Below are 15,049 nucleotides of genomic sequence, written 5' to 3'. Positions count from 1 at the left end.
GAGAAGCGGCAATCTCGCTGAGGGGCCAGAAGCGGACTAGTTCGACGGCACGACAATACGTTTATTCAATCACCTGATCCGCACGGGCGAGCAACGTTGGTGGAATCACGATGTTCAAGGCAGTAGCGGTCTTGACATTGACCACCAACTCGAACTTTGCCGGCTGTTGAATCGGAAGCTCGGCAGGTTTGACGCCTTTGATGATCTTGTCGACGTATGCTGCGCCTCTCCTGAACAGGTCGACGAGGTCGGGGCCGTAGCTCATGAGCGCTCCCATTTCGGCCGCATCGCGATAACCAAAAATTGCCGCTAGTTGTGCCTCCCGCGCAGCATCAACGATATTACGCCGATACGTCCAAAGTAGCCCTTCTGGAAAAACAATGAGTCCCTCAACGTTTCCGCGAAGTGAACGGAATACAGTGTCGATCTCCTCAGCTCGGCGCACATCGTAAGCGTTGAGAGTAAGCTTTTGCAGTTGTGCTGCCTGCTTTACCGCATCAAGATAGAAACGGCTGCCGGGGTTGCCAGAATTCCAAAGCGCGCCAATTCGAGTGAGTTTAGGGGCTGCTTCGTGCAGAAGCTCGAGCATTTTAGCGTTTGTTTCCGGCGTGACCTCCAAAGAAAAGCCAGTCAAGTTGCCACCCGGATGAGAGATGCTGGCAGCGAGTCCACCTCCTACGGGATTAACGACGGCAAGCGCGACGATTGGTATCTGTGCCGTAGCCTTCTTGATAGCAACAGCTGGCGGATGGCCAGCCGTGACAATCACGTCGGGCTCACTCTGGGCCAACTCGCGCGCTACGTCGTCATATTCGCTCTCATGCCCCGCCATCCAGCGGTATTGGATAGAAATGTTGCGCCCCTCACTATAACCTAACTCCTTCAATCCTTGCCTGAGGGACTCGGCAAGAGGGTTCGGGCCAGCCGCAACCGAAAAGAAAACAACTCGCCATCCCTTTCCTGATCTCTGCGCCCTAACCGATCGCGGCGCAAGCACCGAGACAATTCCGCTTGCAACGAGGCCTCGTCTATCGATCATGCGACGCTCCCCCTGAAGGTGCGTTACGCCTTTGCAACGGCAGGATACTCGCTTACGCCGCCCGTGACCCGCGAAACAAGGTCGCAGCGAGGAGGAGGTCAGCCGTGATATCCGCTTCGGGTCAAAAGCGCTAACGCTCTGCCCAGCAGAAGACTTCCACTCTTGCCTTCGGAGCCGACATTGCTTTTATGAGGACACGCCCTACTGGCTCCGTCCCGTCCCGTCATTGAGCAGGCACGCCACCTGATGCCCAGCGCCGGCATCCAGCAGCGCCGGCCGTTCCGTCTTGCACCGCTCCATCGCAAACCGGCAGCGGGTGTGAAATGCGCAGCCCGAGGGCGGGTTGACCGGGCTCGGCACGTCGCCATCCACCAGCGGCGCGAGCTTCTTCGCCAGCGGATTGGCGACCGGCACCGAGGCGAGCAGGGCCTGCGTGTAGGGATGCCTGGGATTGCGGAACAGCTCGTCCTTGTCGGCGATCTCGACGATGCGGCCGAGATACATCACGGCGACGCGGTGGCTGATATGGGCGACCACGGCGAGGTCGTGCGCGATGAAGAGATAGGAGAAGCCGTGCTGCCGCTGCAGGTCGATCAAAAGGTTGATGACCTGCGCCTGGATCGAGACGTCGAGCGCGGAGACCGGCTCGTCACAGACGATCAGGCGCGGCCCCAGCGCCAGTGCGCGGGCGATGCAGATGCGCTGGCGCTGGCCGCCGGAGAATTGATGCGGGAAATTGCGCATCTGGTCGGGCCGCAACCCCACCTGCTCGAACAGTCTTGCGACCCGCGTCTCCAGCGCCTTGCCGGTCGCGAGCCCGTGCACGGCGAGCGGCTCGCCGACGATGTCGCCCGCGGTCATGCGCGGATTGAGCGAGGCGAAAGGATCCTGGAATACGATCTGCATCGAGCGGCGGTGCGGGCGCAGCGCCGTCTTGGAAAGATGCGTGATGTCCTCACCGTCGAGACGGATCTGACCCGAGGTCGGCTCGACCAGCCGCAGCACGCTGCGCGCCACCGTGGACTTGCCGCAGCCGGATTCACCGACGAGGCCGAGCGTCTCGCCGGTGCCAAGCGCGAACGAGACGCCATCGACCGCATGCACGGTGCCGACCTGCCTTCGCAGCACGCCGGCGCGCACGGGGTAGTGCTTTTTGAGGTCGGTGACTTCGAGCAGCGCCTCGGTCATGCCACCTCCGCGACTTCTTCGGCGCGCCAGCAGGCGGCGAGATGGCCGCCGCCCCAATCCGCCAGCGGCGGATATTCGGCTTCGCAACGTTTGATGGCGAGCTTGCAGCGCGGCGCGAAGGCGCAGCCTTGCGGCAGGCGCACCAGCGACGGCACCGTTCCCGGGATTTCGTTCAGCCGCGCCGGCGCGGCGACACCGGAGGCCGGCACGGCCGGGATCGAGGCCATCAGTCCCCGCGTATAGGGATGCTTCGGCGCGGCGAACAGCGCTTCGACGCCGGCTTCCTCGACCTTCCGCCCCGCATACATCACGATCACGCGTTGCGCGGTCTGCGCGACGACGCCGAGATCGTGCGTGATCAGCACGAGCCCGGTGCCGAGCTCCTTCTGGAGGTCGAGGATCAGCGCCAGGATCTGCGCCTGGATGGTGACGTCGAGCGCGGTGGTCGGCTCGTCCGCGATCAAGAGCGCCGGCCGGCACGCGAGCGCCATCGCGATCATCGCGCGCTGGCGCATGCCGCCGGAGAGCTGATGCGGATATTCGCGCGCCCGCCGCGCCGGTTCGGGGATGCGCACCAGCCGCAGCATCTCGACGGCGATGCCTTGCGCCTCTTTGGACGATATATTCCGGTGCAGCCGCACCGCCTCGACGATCTGGTCGCCGATCCGCATCACCGGATTGAGCGAGGTCATCGGCTCCTGGAAGATCATGGAGATGCGGTTGCCCCTGACCGCGCGCATCTCGGATTCATCCAGCGCCAGCAGGTCGGTGCCTTCGAGCGAGACCGAGCCGCCGACGATGCGGCCGGGCGGATCGGGCACGAGGCGCATCAGCGACAGCGCGGTGACGCTCTTGCCGCAGCCTGATTCGCCGACGATCGCCAGCGTCTCGCCGCGCTTGACGCTGAAGGAGAGGTCGTCGACCGCCTTGAACAGGCCGGAATTGGTGAAGAACACCGTCTTCAGGTTCTTCACATCGAGCACGAGATCGGTCTTGTCTGCCATCAGCCGCGCTGCCTCGGATCCAGGATGTCGCGCAGGGCGTCACCGAACAGATTGGCGCCGAACACGGCGAGGCTGATCGCGATGCCCGGGAAGATCACGAGCCACGGCGCGGTGCGGACATATTCGGCGGCGGATTCGGACAGCATACGCCCCCAGGACGGATAGGGCTCGGGAATGCCGAGGCCGAGGAAGGACAGCGAAGCCTCGGTCAGGATGGTCGAGCCGAGCTGCGCCGTCGCCAGCACGATCAGCGGCGCCAGCGTGTTCGGCAGCACGTGGCGCAGCGCGATCCGCATCTCGCTCATGCCGATCGACTTGGCGGCCTCGACGAATGGCTGCTCGCGCAGCGCCAGCGTGTTGGCGCGGATGACGCGCGCCACCGTCGGAATCAGCGGAATGGCGATGGCGATGATCACGTTCGGCAGCGACGGGCCGAGCGCGGCCGTCATCACCAGCGCCAGCACCAGCAGCGGCAGCGCCTGCAGCACGTCGGAGACGCGCTGGAACACGAGATCGACCCAGCCCGAGAGATAGCCGGAGGTGAGGCCGACGATCACGCCGATGGTGCCGCCGAGCACGGTCGAGCCGATGCCGACTGCGAGTGAGATCCGCGCGCCGTGGATGATGCGGCTGAACACGTCGCGGCCGAACGAATCGGTGCCCATCCAGTGCGCCAGGCTCGGGCGCGCCAGCGCGCGGGCGGAATCCACCGTCAGCGGATCGTAGCGCGCGATGACATCGGCGAAGATCGCCGTCAGCACGAACGCCGTCATGATGACGAGCCCGGCCGCGCCCAGCACGTGCCGCTGCGCCATGAACAGCACGCGCCGCCAGCCCCCGGTCGCATGCGCCCCGGCCCGCCTCAGTTCAACGTCGAAGTCGATCGCGGCCATGTGAGCTCTATCTTCCCCCTCTCCCCGCCTGCGGGGAGAGGGTTGGGGTGAGGGGGGCTCTCCACGGGGGAGGTGAGAGTTGGACTCGCAGAGACTCCCCCTCACCCGAATTTGCGCTTCGCACAAATTCGACCTCTCCCCGCAAGCGGGGAGAGGTGAAGGAACGCGCGAGCACGGCGTGGACGACAATCATGGCGCTAATCCGTGTACCTGATCCGCGGATCGAACACCGCGTAGAGCATGTCGACGGTGAAGTTGGCGAACACCACCACGACCGCGATGAACATCACGAGGTTTTGCACGATCGGATAGTCGCGCCAGCGGATCGCCTCCACCAGGAAGCGCGCGACGCCGGGGATGTTGAACACGGTCTCGGTGACGATCAGGCCGCCGATCAGGAACGCCGCCTCGATGCCGATCACGGTGATCACCGGCAGGATCGCGTTCTTCAGCGCGTGGTGATAGTTCACGGCCGCATCGGAGGCGCCCTTGGCGCGGGCGGTGCGGATGTAATCCTGCCGCAGCACCTCCAGCATCGAGGAGCGCGTGATGCGCATGGTCAGCGCCGCGCTGCGGAAGCCGACGGCGGCGGCCGGCACGGCGTAGGTCGCGAACGCCTCGAGCCAGGTCTTCGGATTCGGATTGAAGATCGGCATCTGGCCGAACATCGCCACCGACGCGGTGAGAATCAGAAGGCCGAGCCAGAACGAGGGCAGCGACAGGCCGCTGAGGCTGACGACGCGCAGCGCGTAGTCGAGCTTCGTCCCCTGCTTCACCGCGCTGATGACGCCCAAGGGAATGCCGATCGACGCCGAGAACAACAGTGCGAGGCCGGCAAGCCGCGCCGTGATCGGAATCCGCGGCAGGATCTCCTGCAGCGCCGGCTTCTCCGAGACATAGGAATAGCCGAAATCGCCGCGCAGAAAGCCGCCGATCCAGTGCAGATATTGCGTCACCAGCGGCTGGTCGATGCCGAGCTGCTTCTCCAGCTCCGCCTTGTCGGCGGGATCGACGTAGCCGGCGGCGGCGAACAGGATGTCGACGATGTTGCCGGGCACGATGCGCAGCAGGAAGAAGATGACGACCGAGATCCCGAACAGGGTCACGAGCATCAGGAACAGGCGCCGCACCAGATAGGCAAACATGCATCGCCCTCCGCGCTAGTCGTCAGCCTGGCTTACTTGTCGAGCCACACATCCTCGTAGCGGAAGCCGTTGTAGGAGCTGTTCGACATGATCGTGACGCCCTTGACATAAGGCTGCCAGCAGGTGCCGGCGCGGGCATGGAAGATGATCGGGCGGGCGACGTCCTCCTGCAGCTTCTTGTCGATGTCCCACACCAGCGGCCTGCGCTTGGCGAGGTCGGTCTCCTGCGACTGCACGTCGAACAGCTTCTCGATCTCCTTGTTGCAATAATTGGTGTAGTTCCGTTCCGAGCCGCAGGAATAGTTCTCGTAGAACGACTGGTCGGGATCGTCGACGGAATTGCCGGTCAGGTTGAGGCCGAGCATGTAATCCTTGCGCGCGACCTTCGGGAACCAGTTCGCGGTTTCGACGACGTCGAGCTCGCCGTCGATATAGATGGTCTTGAGCTGGTCGATCAGGATCACGGCGGGGTCGCGATACTCCGCGATGTTGCGTGTCGAGACTTTCACGTTGAGGTGCTTGTCCGGACCGTAACCCGCCTTCTGCATCAGCTTCCTGGCTTGCTCGCGGTTGGCGTTGATGTCCCGGCCATAGCCCGGAATGGTCTCCAGCTTCTCCTTCGGCATGCCCCAGATGCCCTGCGGCGGCGGCAGCATGGTGCCGCCGATGTCGCCCTGGCCTTCGAACAGGATGTCGACGAACGCCTTGCGGTCGAGCGCGAGCGACATCGCGCGGCGGATGTCGATGTTGTCGAACGGTGCCGAGGTCGAATTGACGATGATGTTGGTCGAGACGTTGGTCGGCTCGACGACGCAGGTCGCGTTCGGCGCCTGCGACTTGATGTCCTTCAGCAGCGGGATCGTGATGTGCGTCGGAAAGGTCATGTCGAACTTGCCGGCGACGAAGGCCAGGATCGCGGTCGAGCGGTTGGTGATGATGGTGTACTCGACGCCGTCGAGATAGGGCAGGCCCTTCTTCCAATAGTCCGGATTGCGCGTCAGCTTGATCGATTCATTGGCCTTGAACTCGACGAACTTGAACGGCCCGGTGCCGATCGGATGGGTGCGCATGTCTCCCGGCGAGACGTGACAGGGATAGACCGGCGTGTAGCCGGAGGCGAGCATCGCCAGCAGCGAGGGCTGCGGCCGCTTCAGGTCGAAGGTGACCTCGAATTCGCCGTTCGTCGTGACCTCGTTGACCTCGCTGTACCAGGCCTTGCGCGGATTCTGCCGCAGCTTCTGCTGCGACTTGCCCATCAGCAAATCGAAGCTGCACTTGACGTCGGCCGACGTGAACGGCTTGCCGTCGTGCCATTTCACGCCCTGGCGCAGCTTGAACGTCAGCTTCTTGTTGTCGCTGCTCCAGGACCAGCTTTCGGCGAGCTCCGGCCGCAAAGTATCGGGGCTGTTCTGCGCGATGTGCTGATCGTAGATGAGGAGATTGTTGAACACCCCCATGAACGGCACGTTGATCGAATAGGTCGCGCCTTCGAGGATGGAGGCGTTGGCCGGACTGTCGCGGTGATACATCCGCAAGATGCCGCCCTGTTTGGGCTCGCCGGCGAGCGTGACGGTCGAGGCCGTCAGCACAGATAGCGCCGCCATTGCGGCGAGCGCCCACACGCTCCGCATGCTCATCCTCCCTGGACCTCGGCCTTTGCGGCCTGTTTGTCCGGACGATAGCACGCAAGCGGGCGGAGGCAACCGCTAACGCCACATGCTGCCTCGACAATTCGGATGACGGAAGGCCGCAGGGTGTTCATCGTCTCACGATGTGAGTGCAGGTGCGAAGAGCTCGTGCGCAGAGCGCCGTCACACGATCCGCGAGGCCTTGTTCCCCCAGTACCGGTCCCGCAGCAGCCGCTTGTACAGCTTGCCGGTCGGCAGCCGCGGCAATTCCTTCTCGAAATCGACCGAGCGCGGCACCTTCTGCCGCGACAGCGATTTGGCGCAGAACGCGATCAGCTCTTCGGCGAGGGCCGGCCCCGGCACCACGCCCGGCATCGGCTGCACCACCGCCTTCACCTCTTCGCCGAGATCGGCATTGGGCACGCCGAACACCGCGGCGTCCGCGACCTTGGGATGGGTGATCAGGAGGTTCTCGCATTCCTGCGGATAGATGTTCACCCCGCCGGAGATGATCATGAAGGTGGCGCGGTCGGTCAGGTAGAGGAAGCGATCGGCATCGACATAGCCGACGTCACCGACCGTGCTCATGCTGCCGTCGGCAGAGCGCGCCTCCTTGGTCTTCTCGGGGTCGTTGAAATATTCGAACGGGGTTGCCGTCTTGAACCAGACCTGGCCGGGCGTGCCGGTCGGGCATTCCCGCATGTTCTCGTCGAGAATGTGCAGATCCCCGAGCAGCACCTTGCCGACGGTGCCGCGATGCGCCAGCCATTCCTCGCTGTTGCAGGCGGTGAAGCCGAGACCTTCGGTGGCGCCGTAATATTCGTGGATGATCGGTCCCCACCATCCGATCATGTCGTCCTTGACCTGCGGCGGGCAGGGCGCGGCGGCGTGGATCGCGATCTCCAGCGAGGACAAATCGTAGCGCTTGCGCACCTCCTCCGGCAACTTCAACATGCGCGAGAACATCGTCGGCACCAGCTGCGTGTGGGTGATGCCCCATTGCTGGACGAGCTGGAGATAGCGCTCGGGATCAAAGCTCTCCATGATGATCACGGTGCCGCCCATGCGGATCGTGAGGTTCACGGCAGCCTGCGGCGCGGAATGATAGAGCGGCGCCGGCGACAGGTAGACCATGCCTTCGCGGTAGTGCCAGAGCCTCAACAGGAAATCGAACAGCGGCAGATTGTGCTTCGGCGGCTCCTCCGGCAGCGGGCGCAAGATGCCCTTGGGCCGTCCCGTCGTGCCGGAGGAATAGAGCATGGCGGTGCCGAGCCATTCATCTTCGATCGGCGTTGCCGGCAGACCGGCGGTCACCTCCGATAGGCCAACGATGCGCTCGCTCTCGCCCGGGCCGTCGGCGACGATGCAGAGCTTGATGTCGGGGCAGGCCTGGATCGCCTCGCGCGCGATGGCGAGCTTGGCCATCGACGTGATCAGGATCTTCGACTGGCTGTTGACGAGCAGATAAGCGAGCTCGCCCGGCGTCAGGAACGAGTTGATGCAGGTGTAGTAGAGCCCGGAGCGCTCGCCCGCGCCGCAGGCTTCGAGATAGCGCGCGTTGTTCTCCATGAAGATCGAATAATGGTCGAGCCGCCTCAAGCCGTGCTTGCGGAACAGATGCGCCAGCCGATTGCTGCGCGCGTCCAGCTCGCGATAGGTGACGGCCTCGCCCGTCGCCGCCATGATGAAGGCGGGCTGCAGCGGGCGCAGGCGGGCGTGTGTACCTGTGTACATCGATCCTCCGGCTTTCGATCAGGCGGCAAGGAGCAGGATCTCGCGCAAATCGGCGGGACCTGAAATTTTGCGCGGGTTGCGCGGGATCCAGTTCGTCCGCATCGCAGCTTCTGCGATCGCGTCGAAATGCTCCGGCGCGATGCGTACGTCGCCAAGGCTGCGCGGCATGCCGAGCGAACGGATGAAGGCATCGAGCACGTCGGCGGCGTCACGGCCGGGATAGCCCATGGCGGCCGCGACGATCGTCTGCCGCTCGGCATTGTCGCGCGCATTCCAGCGCATCACCGCCGGCAGCATGACGCAGGAGGTGTAGCCGTGCGGCACGTCGAAGGCCCCGCCCAGCACGTAGCCGATGCCGTGGCTCGCGCCCATCGGGACGCCGGCGGCGAGCGCGCCCATCGACAGCCAGGTGCCGATCTGCGCGTCCATCCGCGCATCGAGATCGCTGGGATCGGCCTTCACCCGCGGCAGCGCGTCGGCGAGCATGGCGAGGCCCTTCACCGCCTGCGCATCGGCGTAAGGATGCGTCTCGCGCGAGCAGATCGCCTCGACGCAATGATCGACGGCGCGGATGCCGGTCGACAGGAACAGCCATTCCGGCGTGTGCACGGTGATGGCAGGATCGAGGATGGTCGCGCGCGGCACCGTGAGCGGATGCCGCAGCATCTGCTTCACCTGCGCGGCGCGGTCGGTGACACCCGCGATCGATGAGAACTCGCCGCCGGCGATCGTGGTCGGCACGCTGACCTGCCGCACGATTGGCGCCTTCATCTCGGGCGCGACGCCCTTGCGCACGCGGATGCGGTCGATGCCGCCGATGTCGTCGATGCCGTTGGCGAGGCAGAGCTGCACCGCCTTGGCGCCGTCGGTGATGGAACCGCCGCCGACGGTGACGATCAGGTCCGCGCCCGCCTCGCGCGCCGCATTGGTGGCCGCGATCACCGCCTCGCGCGGCGTATGCGCCGGCATGGCGTCGAACAGGCCGGCGCAGCGCCCGCCGAGCGCGTGCTTGATCTTCTCGATCTCGTCGGTCTGCCGGTTCAGCGTCCCCGACACCATCAGGAAGGCGCGGCTTGTTCCCAGCCGGTCCATCTGCGCGACGACGGCTTCAGCCGCAGGATGGCCGAACACGACCTCCTCGATCGCGGCGAAAACGACACGTCCCTGGTGCACGCCTGTCCTCCCCGGACAAATCGTTCTTGTTGTTGGGAGGCAATTTAGCGGACCCCGCCACCCCCGTCATGCGCGAAGACGCTGGCCGGTTTGCAGCGCGGGGGGGCCGTGGCGGCGCCGGCGCGCACGCCTCGTCCTTCGAGACGGCGCTACGCGCCTCCTCAGGATGAGGCTCATCAGCGCCGGTGCCCTTCGAAACGGCCGCCGCACACTCCGCCCTCATCCTGAGGAGCCCGCGAAAGCGGGCGTCTCGAAGGATGGCCGCAAGGGAAAGTCTCTCAAATGCGATTCCTGCCACAAAGGCAGGGACAGCCCGCCGCTATTCCCTCAAAACACCACGCCCACGCGCGTGCCGCGCTTCCAGGCGATGCGGCAGCGCTTCTTGGTGTTGACGTGGAGCAGCTCGAAGCGATCGGGAATTTTCACCTGGCCGCCGAGATCGACGCAGGCCCCGCCGGGCGAATAGTCGATCAGCGTGCAGGGGATCACCGGCGCGCGCGGGTCGGTGATGATCTTGGCCTGGCGCGACACCAGGCCTGCGGGCTTCACACGGACAAACTTGCGCGGATGCATTGGCACGTCTCCTCCAACTCCGCAGGTCTCGCGGCGGGTGATCTGTCCCAATCATGGAAAAGAGATGATGCGATCCCCCTAAGCCGCGCCCGAGAATTTTAACGAAAAGTGTCGGCGAATGGCAAAAGCAGCGGTAGCGGAGTGCCCACCCTCCCCTGGAGGGGGAGGGTCGATCGCGCGCAGCGCGAGCGGGGTGGGGTGATCTCTCAACACGGGCAGTGCATCCGCTGAGAGACCGTCACCCCACCCCGTCACGCAATCTCGCTTCGCTCGATCGCGTGCCGACCCTCCCCCTCCAGGGGAGGGTAAGAGCGGCGCGCCCCCGCCACTCACCCCGTCACCCCCTCCACCTCCGCTCCCGCCGCCAGATCCACCCCCGGCGGCACCGGCATCGGCACCGTCACGTAGTCCTTCGGCAAATTCACCGGCCGGTAGTCCGGCTCCACCGCCATGCGCTTCAGCACGCTCTCATGCACATGCGCGCCTTCGGGGATCAGGCGCGGCTCGCCATCGGGGATGTAAAAGCCGAACCAGACTTTCCGCGCCGGCCATTCCCGGTACTTCGCGCTCTTCGGCAAGAACTCCAGCACGCGCCAGAGCGCCGTCATGGAATCGTGCAGCATGCCGGTTGTCCCGGTATAGGCGGGCTCGACGTATTTGAACGGCGAGTTCTTGCGCTGGATGCCCCAGGCGAGCTGGTTCACCGTGCGCGGGTTGAACTTCAGCCCGGCCTTCTCGGCCTCGTCGATCATCCAGAGCAGCGGATATTTGGATTCGCCGCTCTCGGCTTCCGGATAGCCGCCGCCGACGTCGCAATGCACGCCGGCGAACCACACCTGCAGAATGTCCTGCGGCACCTTCTTCTCGTCCGGCACGTAGCGATTGCTCCAGAACTCCTGCGGCGCCGCGTACGGCTTCAGGCGGAACATGCGCCGCCGCTCGTCGATCGCGATCGCCTGCCGGAAGATTTTTACGCTGGGATCGCGCAGCGTGAAGGCGAGCTCCTCCAGGCTCGGCAGGTAGAAGCGGTCGGCGCGCGGCACGATCACGCTCGCCACCGTGTCCCAGACGCCGACGAAATGGATGGTCGGCCAGCGCGTCGAGGTGATGCGCGCGAACTGCGCGGCGAGGTCGAATTCGTCCTTCGGCAGCGGCCCGCTCTCGTCGAACACGATGCCCTTGAGGTCCTCGACGTCGTTGCCGCGCCCGCTGCCGGAATATTGCTTGTAGGCGATGAGGCCCGAGCCGGCGAGGTTCGCCTGCTCCGGCGAGATCAGCCCGACCTTGTGGATCAGCCCCGCCAGCACGCGCACCGTGTAGGCCCCGCGCGAAAAGCCGAACAGGTAGATCCTGTCGCCGGGCGCGTAATGCTGAATCAGGAAGCAATAAGACGAGAGCACGTTGTCATCGAGCCCGTAGCCGGTGGCGAGCCCCAGCACCAGCTTGATGTTGGCCTTCCAGCGCCCCCAGGTCGACGGCTCCGTCATGGTGCCGACCCCGGGATCGTAAAACACCATCTGCCGCGGCTGCGTCTTGTCCGTCTTGCGCAAGCAGCGATAGAGCTTCAGGACGTTGGAGATGTTCTCCGAGATCTCGTTGCCGGTGCCGTCACAGCAGATGACGAGGTTCTTGCCGGCGGGCTTGTGGTCGGAAATGGCTGCGGTCTCCATGGGATGCGCCTCCGGGGAATGCTACCGGGGCGAGTATAGCGGAAAATGAGCGGCAGCGAGGAGAGGAAGGGCTGTCCGGGAAATATGTCGCGGACAGCAAGGCTTTGGCATCGATCAGCCGACCGGCGGGCGGCGCCGCCGGCATGCAGCCCCATGGCCGCATCGCCTGTTGACATTAACCCCTTGTTAACCATGCGGTCGCCTAATGCTGACGATGGGGGATCACCATGTCGGCCCATGGGACGCGATGGAAATTGATGCCTGTTTCGGCCGACCCGGCCATCCGGTCGGCGGCCAGGCTGGCGGTTCGCGCCAAGGCCGTCCTACAGGGCAGAACGCCTGTCCTATGGAGCAAAGCCATGTTCGCAAGGGACGACTTAGTGGACAATCTCAGCCGCGATCTCGACCGCGCGCGCGGAAGACGCGATGCGCTCGCATCCGAAGCCACGACGCTGACGGCCCAGATCGCCGAAATCGAAACCCGCCTTTCGGAGGAGAAGAAAAGGCGGGAGCGTGAGCGCGTCCTGAGCGAGATCGAACTGATCAAGACGCGAATCAAGCAAGCCGCCGGCGCGTTTGCACCTGTCGTCGACGGCCTCTCCAGGGCGGTCGAGCAGGCTGCGGCAGTTGTGCCCGAGGCGCGCGAGCTCAATAGTTTCCTGGTGTCGGTGGCGACCGAGATCGACAGCGTGCTCGATCCCCTGTTGCGTGAACTGGATCAGCGCGCGGATGCGGTGCGATCCGGCCACGCAGCGCTGGACTTGCCGAGTTCGGCCGTTGAAGCGCCGCCCGTCGAGCTGCCGAAGGACACCAACGAACGCCTGCTGCGCTTTCCGGCCTGGCTGTCTCGCGACAAGGAAACGGACAAGAAGGACACAGCGGAGAAGCCGCACAGCACGGCGGCTTGAAGCCTCGGCGGCTGCGCACGCTCTACGCCGTCATTCCGGGGCGCGCCTCTTGGCGCGAGCTACGGTGCGCAATTGCGCACCTGAGAATCCATCCCTCAACCGCCACTGCGGCCAAATGGATCCTCAGATGCGCAATTGCGCATCATAGCTCGCGACTTCGTCGCGCCCCGGGATGACGATCTATTGTTGGGCCACCGCTCAGTTCGCCGCGCGGCGCAGGAAGGCCGGGATATCGAGAGCGGCCTCGTCGGGCAGATTGCGTGCAGGGGCGCGGCCGTAAGGATCGAGCGGCTGAAGCGCCGCTTGCCGCTCATAGTCCAGGCCCGGCCTTGCCGGCGGCCCCACCGGGTGGTGCGGCTGCGGGCGCAGCGGCGGGCCTCCCGCTTGCGCAAGGGGGGCGCTGCGCTCGATGCGATCGGCGATGCGGCGGCCGTCGCTGCGCAGCCTGCCGGCGAGCTGGGTGAGGGCGGTTTCCACCGGCTGCGCCTGCGCCGGATCGAGATTGTCTATACCGGTCGCCACCACCGAGACGCGGACGATGCCCTCTAAGCTCTCGTCGAACGACGCACCGACGATGATGTTGGCATCCGGGTCGGCCTCGTCGCGAATCCGGGTCGCGGCTTCGTCGACCTCGTACAGCATGAGATCCTTGCCGCCGGTGATGGAGATGATGAGGCCACTGGCGCGCTTGATCGAGGGATTCTCGATCAGCGGATTGGAGATCGCGGCGACGGCAGCGGCGAGCACGCGCTTCTCGCCGGAGGCCTCGCCCCGTCCCATCATGGCCTTGCCCTTCTCCTTCATGACGGAGAGCACGTCGGCAAAATCGAGATTGATCAGGCCTTCCTTGACGATGAGGTCGCTGATGCAGGCCACGCCCGAATAAAGCACCTGGTCGGCAAGGGCGAAGGCGTCGGCGAACGTGGTCTTCTCGCTGGCCACCCGGAACAGGTTCTGGTTCGGGATGATCAGGAGGGTGTCGACCGTCTTCAGCAGCTCCTCGATGCCGGCTTCGGCAAAGCGCATGCGGCGCTGGCCCTCGAAGTAGAACGGCTTGGTGACCACGCCGATGGTGAGAATGCCGAGCTCGCGCGCGATCCTGGCGACGACGGGTGCAGCCCCGGTGCCGGTGCCGCCGCCCATGCCTGAAGTCACGAACACCATGTGCGCGCCGGTCAATTGCTCGCGGATCGTGTCGATCGCCTCTTCGGCTGCGGCGCGTCCCAGTTCCGGCTGCGAGCCGGCGCCGAGGCCTGCGGTCACCCTTGTGCCGAGCTGGATGAGGCGCGTCGCCTTTGACATCGCCAGCGCCTGTGCGTCGGTGTTGGCGACCACGAACTCGACGCCTTGCAGCCCCGCCGTGATCATGTTGTTGACGGCATTGCCGCCGGCGCCGCCGACGCCGAACACGACGATGCGGGCCTTCATTTCATGGATATCGGTGTTGCCAGTCATTCTTCCCTCGCGATTGCTCCGGCAAGCCGGGGATTAAACAAAGTCGAGTGCTAGCTGCGGGCCGCGCGGTCTGCTTGCACGATGAAGGCGGCCAGATGTCCCAACCGACGCGCCGCGTGTCCCGCGATCGAGCCCCCAGGGCGGCGATCGCTCCGCAGCGCCGCCACCTCGTCTTCCAGTCGTGCCGCCCATGCATTGGCGGCCGTCGTCTCGGCGGCCGCCTGCGTCAGCTCGACGGCGAGACGATCGGCACGCTCGCGCTCGCGCTCGAACACGACCCTATAGGCGGTTGCGACCGATTCGAGCCGCGCGATCTCCGCCTTGAAGACCTCGGTCTTGACGGCCTCGATCCTGGCCAGGGAGGCGGCGATGGGATCTGCCCGGCGGGCGCGTCGCGGCCGGGGCGTGTAGCGGAGCGCGGAAAGATCGACGCTCACCACCGCCTTGCCGTCGTCCGACCGCGAGCGCGGCAGGCGGCGACGCCGCGCCAGCGCCCGCGCGGCCTCGCGCGAGACATTGAGGCGGGCACCGAGATCGGTATACGTCAACAACTCAACGCACATCGGCGCTTCTCCTGGAGCGAACCGGGAAGGCATTTCGAGCTAATGATGGCTGGACGATTACCGCAGGCTAGGATGC

General features: G+C 65.2%; 13 protein-coding genes. 1 reads left to right on the top strand and 12 read right to left on the bottom strand.

What is annotated here, in order from left to right:
* Positions 1–61 precede the first annotated feature (61 nt).
* The 10 genes from AB7M16_RS17480 to AB7M16_RS17435 form a co-directional block, all read right to left on the bottom strand.
* Positions 62–1,039 carry an ABC transporter substrate-binding protein gene (locus tag AB7M16_RS17480; RefSeq protein ID WP_453944635.1) on the bottom strand — a complete coding sequence of 326 codons (978 nt, stop codon included), beginning with the start codon at positions 1,037–1,039 and terminating at the stop codon, positions 62–64.
* Positions 1,040–1,240: 201 nt separating this feature from the next.
* Positions 1,241–2,227 (bottom strand): ABC transporter ATP-binding protein, encoded by a 987-nt coding sequence (locus AB7M16_RS17475; protein ID WP_453944634.1) that lies wholly within the window; start codon positions 2,225–2,227, stop codon positions 1,241–1,243.
* Complete coding sequence (locus AB7M16_RS17470) at positions 2,224–3,231, bottom strand: ABC transporter ATP-binding protein (protein WP_172789679.1); 1,008 nt, start codon at positions 3,229–3,231, stop codon at positions 2,224–2,226. The genes AB7M16_RS17475 and AB7M16_RS17470 overlap by 4 nt, the downstream gene beginning before the upstream one ends.
* Positions 3,231–4,124, bottom strand: a complete 894-nt coding sequence (locus AB7M16_RS17465; protein WP_172789680.1) for an ABC transporter permease — start codon at positions 4,122–4,124, stop codon at positions 3,231–3,233. Before AB7M16_RS17465 ends, AB7M16_RS17470 begins: the two co-directional genes overlap by 1 nt.
* 197 nt (positions 4,125–4,321) lie before the next feature.
* On the bottom strand, positions 4,322–5,269 hold the full coding sequence (locus AB7M16_RS17460; RefSeq protein WP_212255917.1) for an ABC transporter permease: 948 nt from the start codon (positions 5,267–5,269) through the stop codon (positions 4,322–4,324).
* Positions 5,270–5,301: 32 nt separating this feature from the next.
* Positions 5,302–6,900 (bottom strand): ABC transporter substrate-binding protein, encoded by a 1,599-nt coding sequence (locus AB7M16_RS17455; protein WP_172789682.1) that lies wholly within the window; start codon positions 6,898–6,900, stop codon positions 5,302–5,304.
* Positions 6,901–7,080: 180 nt separating this feature from the next.
* Positions 7,081–8,631, bottom strand: coding sequence for an AMP-binding protein (locus AB7M16_RS17450; RefSeq protein WP_453944633.1), 1,551 nt, complete (start codon positions 8,629–8,631; stop codon positions 7,081–7,083).
* 18 nt (positions 8,632–8,649) lie between these two features.
* Entirely contained in the window at positions 8,650–9,804 is a 1,155-nt protein-coding gene (locus tag AB7M16_RS17445; RefSeq protein ID WP_453944632.1) for an iron-containing alcohol dehydrogenase, read from the bottom strand.
* Between the two features lie 327 nt (positions 9,805–10,131).
* Complete coding sequence (locus AB7M16_RS17440) at positions 10,132–10,377, bottom strand: PilZ domain-containing protein (RefSeq protein ID WP_027565029.1); 246 nt, start codon at positions 10,375–10,377, stop codon at positions 10,132–10,134.
* A gap of 329 nt (positions 10,378–10,706) precedes the next feature.
* Positions 10,707–12,047, bottom strand: coding sequence for a DUF2235 domain-containing protein (locus tag AB7M16_RS17435; protein WP_453944631.1), 1,341 nt, complete (start codon positions 12,045–12,047; stop codon positions 10,707–10,709).
* Positions 12,048–12,304: 257 nt separating this feature from the next.
* Here AB7M16_RS17435 and AB7M16_RS17430 point away from each other — a divergent pair, with 257 nt between their 5' ends.
* Positions 12,305–12,955, top strand: a complete 651-nt coding sequence (locus tag AB7M16_RS17430) for a hypothetical protein (protein ID WP_453944630.1) — start codon at positions 12,305–12,307, stop codon at positions 12,953–12,955.
* 198 nt (positions 12,956–13,153) lie between these two features.
* Here the strand turns inward: AB7M16_RS17430 and ftsZ are convergent, their stop codons facing one another.
* A complete protein-coding gene (ftsZ, locus tag AB7M16_RS17425; RefSeq protein WP_453944629.1) occupies positions 13,154–14,410 on the bottom strand; it encodes a cell division protein FtsZ in 1,257 nt (418 codons plus the stop codon).
* A gap of 50 nt (positions 14,411–14,460) precedes the next feature.
* Entirely contained in the window at positions 14,461–14,973 is a 513-nt protein-coding gene (locus AB7M16_RS17420) for a hypothetical protein (RefSeq protein WP_453944628.1), read from the bottom strand.
* Between the last annotated feature and the right edge of the window lie 76 nt (positions 14,974–15,049).

It is taken from the genome of Bradyrhizobium sp. USDA 372, from assembly GCF_053629095.1.
This window is presented reverse-complemented; position numbering and strand designations above follow the sequence as displayed.

Coding starts and splice junctions, on each gene's coding strand:
- AB7M16_RS17480 (WP_453944635.1), bottom strand. CDS start 1,039: ATGATCGATAGACGAGGCCTCGTTGCAAGCGGAATTGTCTCGGTGCTT.
- AB7M16_RS17475 (WP_453944634.1), bottom strand. CDS start 2,227: ATGACCGAGGCGCTGCTCGAAGTCACCGACCTCAAAAAGCACTACCCC.
- AB7M16_RS17470 (WP_172789679.1), bottom strand. CDS start 3,231: ATGGCAGACAAGACCGATCTCGTGCTCGATGTGAAGAACCTGAAGACG.
- AB7M16_RS17465 (WP_172789680.1), bottom strand. CDS start 4,124: ATGGCCGCGATCGACTTCGACGTTGAACTGAGGCGGGCCGGGGCGCAT.
- AB7M16_RS17460 (WP_212255917.1), bottom strand. CDS start 5,269: ATGTTTGCCTATCTGGTGCGGCGCCTGTTCCTGATGCTCGTGACCCTG.
- AB7M16_RS17455 (WP_172789682.1), bottom strand. CDS start 6,900: ATGCGGAGCGTGTGGGCGCTCGCCGCAATGGCGGCGCTATCTGTGCTG.
- AB7M16_RS17450 (WP_453944633.1), bottom strand. CDS start 8,631: ATGTACACAGGTACACACGCCCGCCTGCGCCCGCTGCAGCCCGCCTTC.
- AB7M16_RS17440 (WP_027565029.1), bottom strand. CDS start 10,377: ATGCATCCGCGCAAGTTTGTCCGTGTGAAGCCCGCAGGCCTGGTGTCG.
- AB7M16_RS17435 (WP_453944631.1), bottom strand. CDS start 12,047: ATGGAGACCGCAGCCATTTCCGACCACAAGCCCGCCGGCAAGAACCTC.
- AB7M16_RS17430 (WP_453944630.1), top strand. CDS start 12,305: ATGCCTGTTTCGGCCGACCCGGCCATCCGGTCGGCGGCCAGGCTGGCG.
- ftsZ (WP_453944629.1), bottom strand. CDS start 14,410: ATGACTGGCAACACCGATATCCATGAAATGAAGGCCCGCATCGTCGTG.
- AB7M16_RS17420 (WP_453944628.1), bottom strand. CDS start 14,973: ATGTGCGTTGAGTTGTTGACGTATACCGATCTCGGTGCCCGCCTCAAT.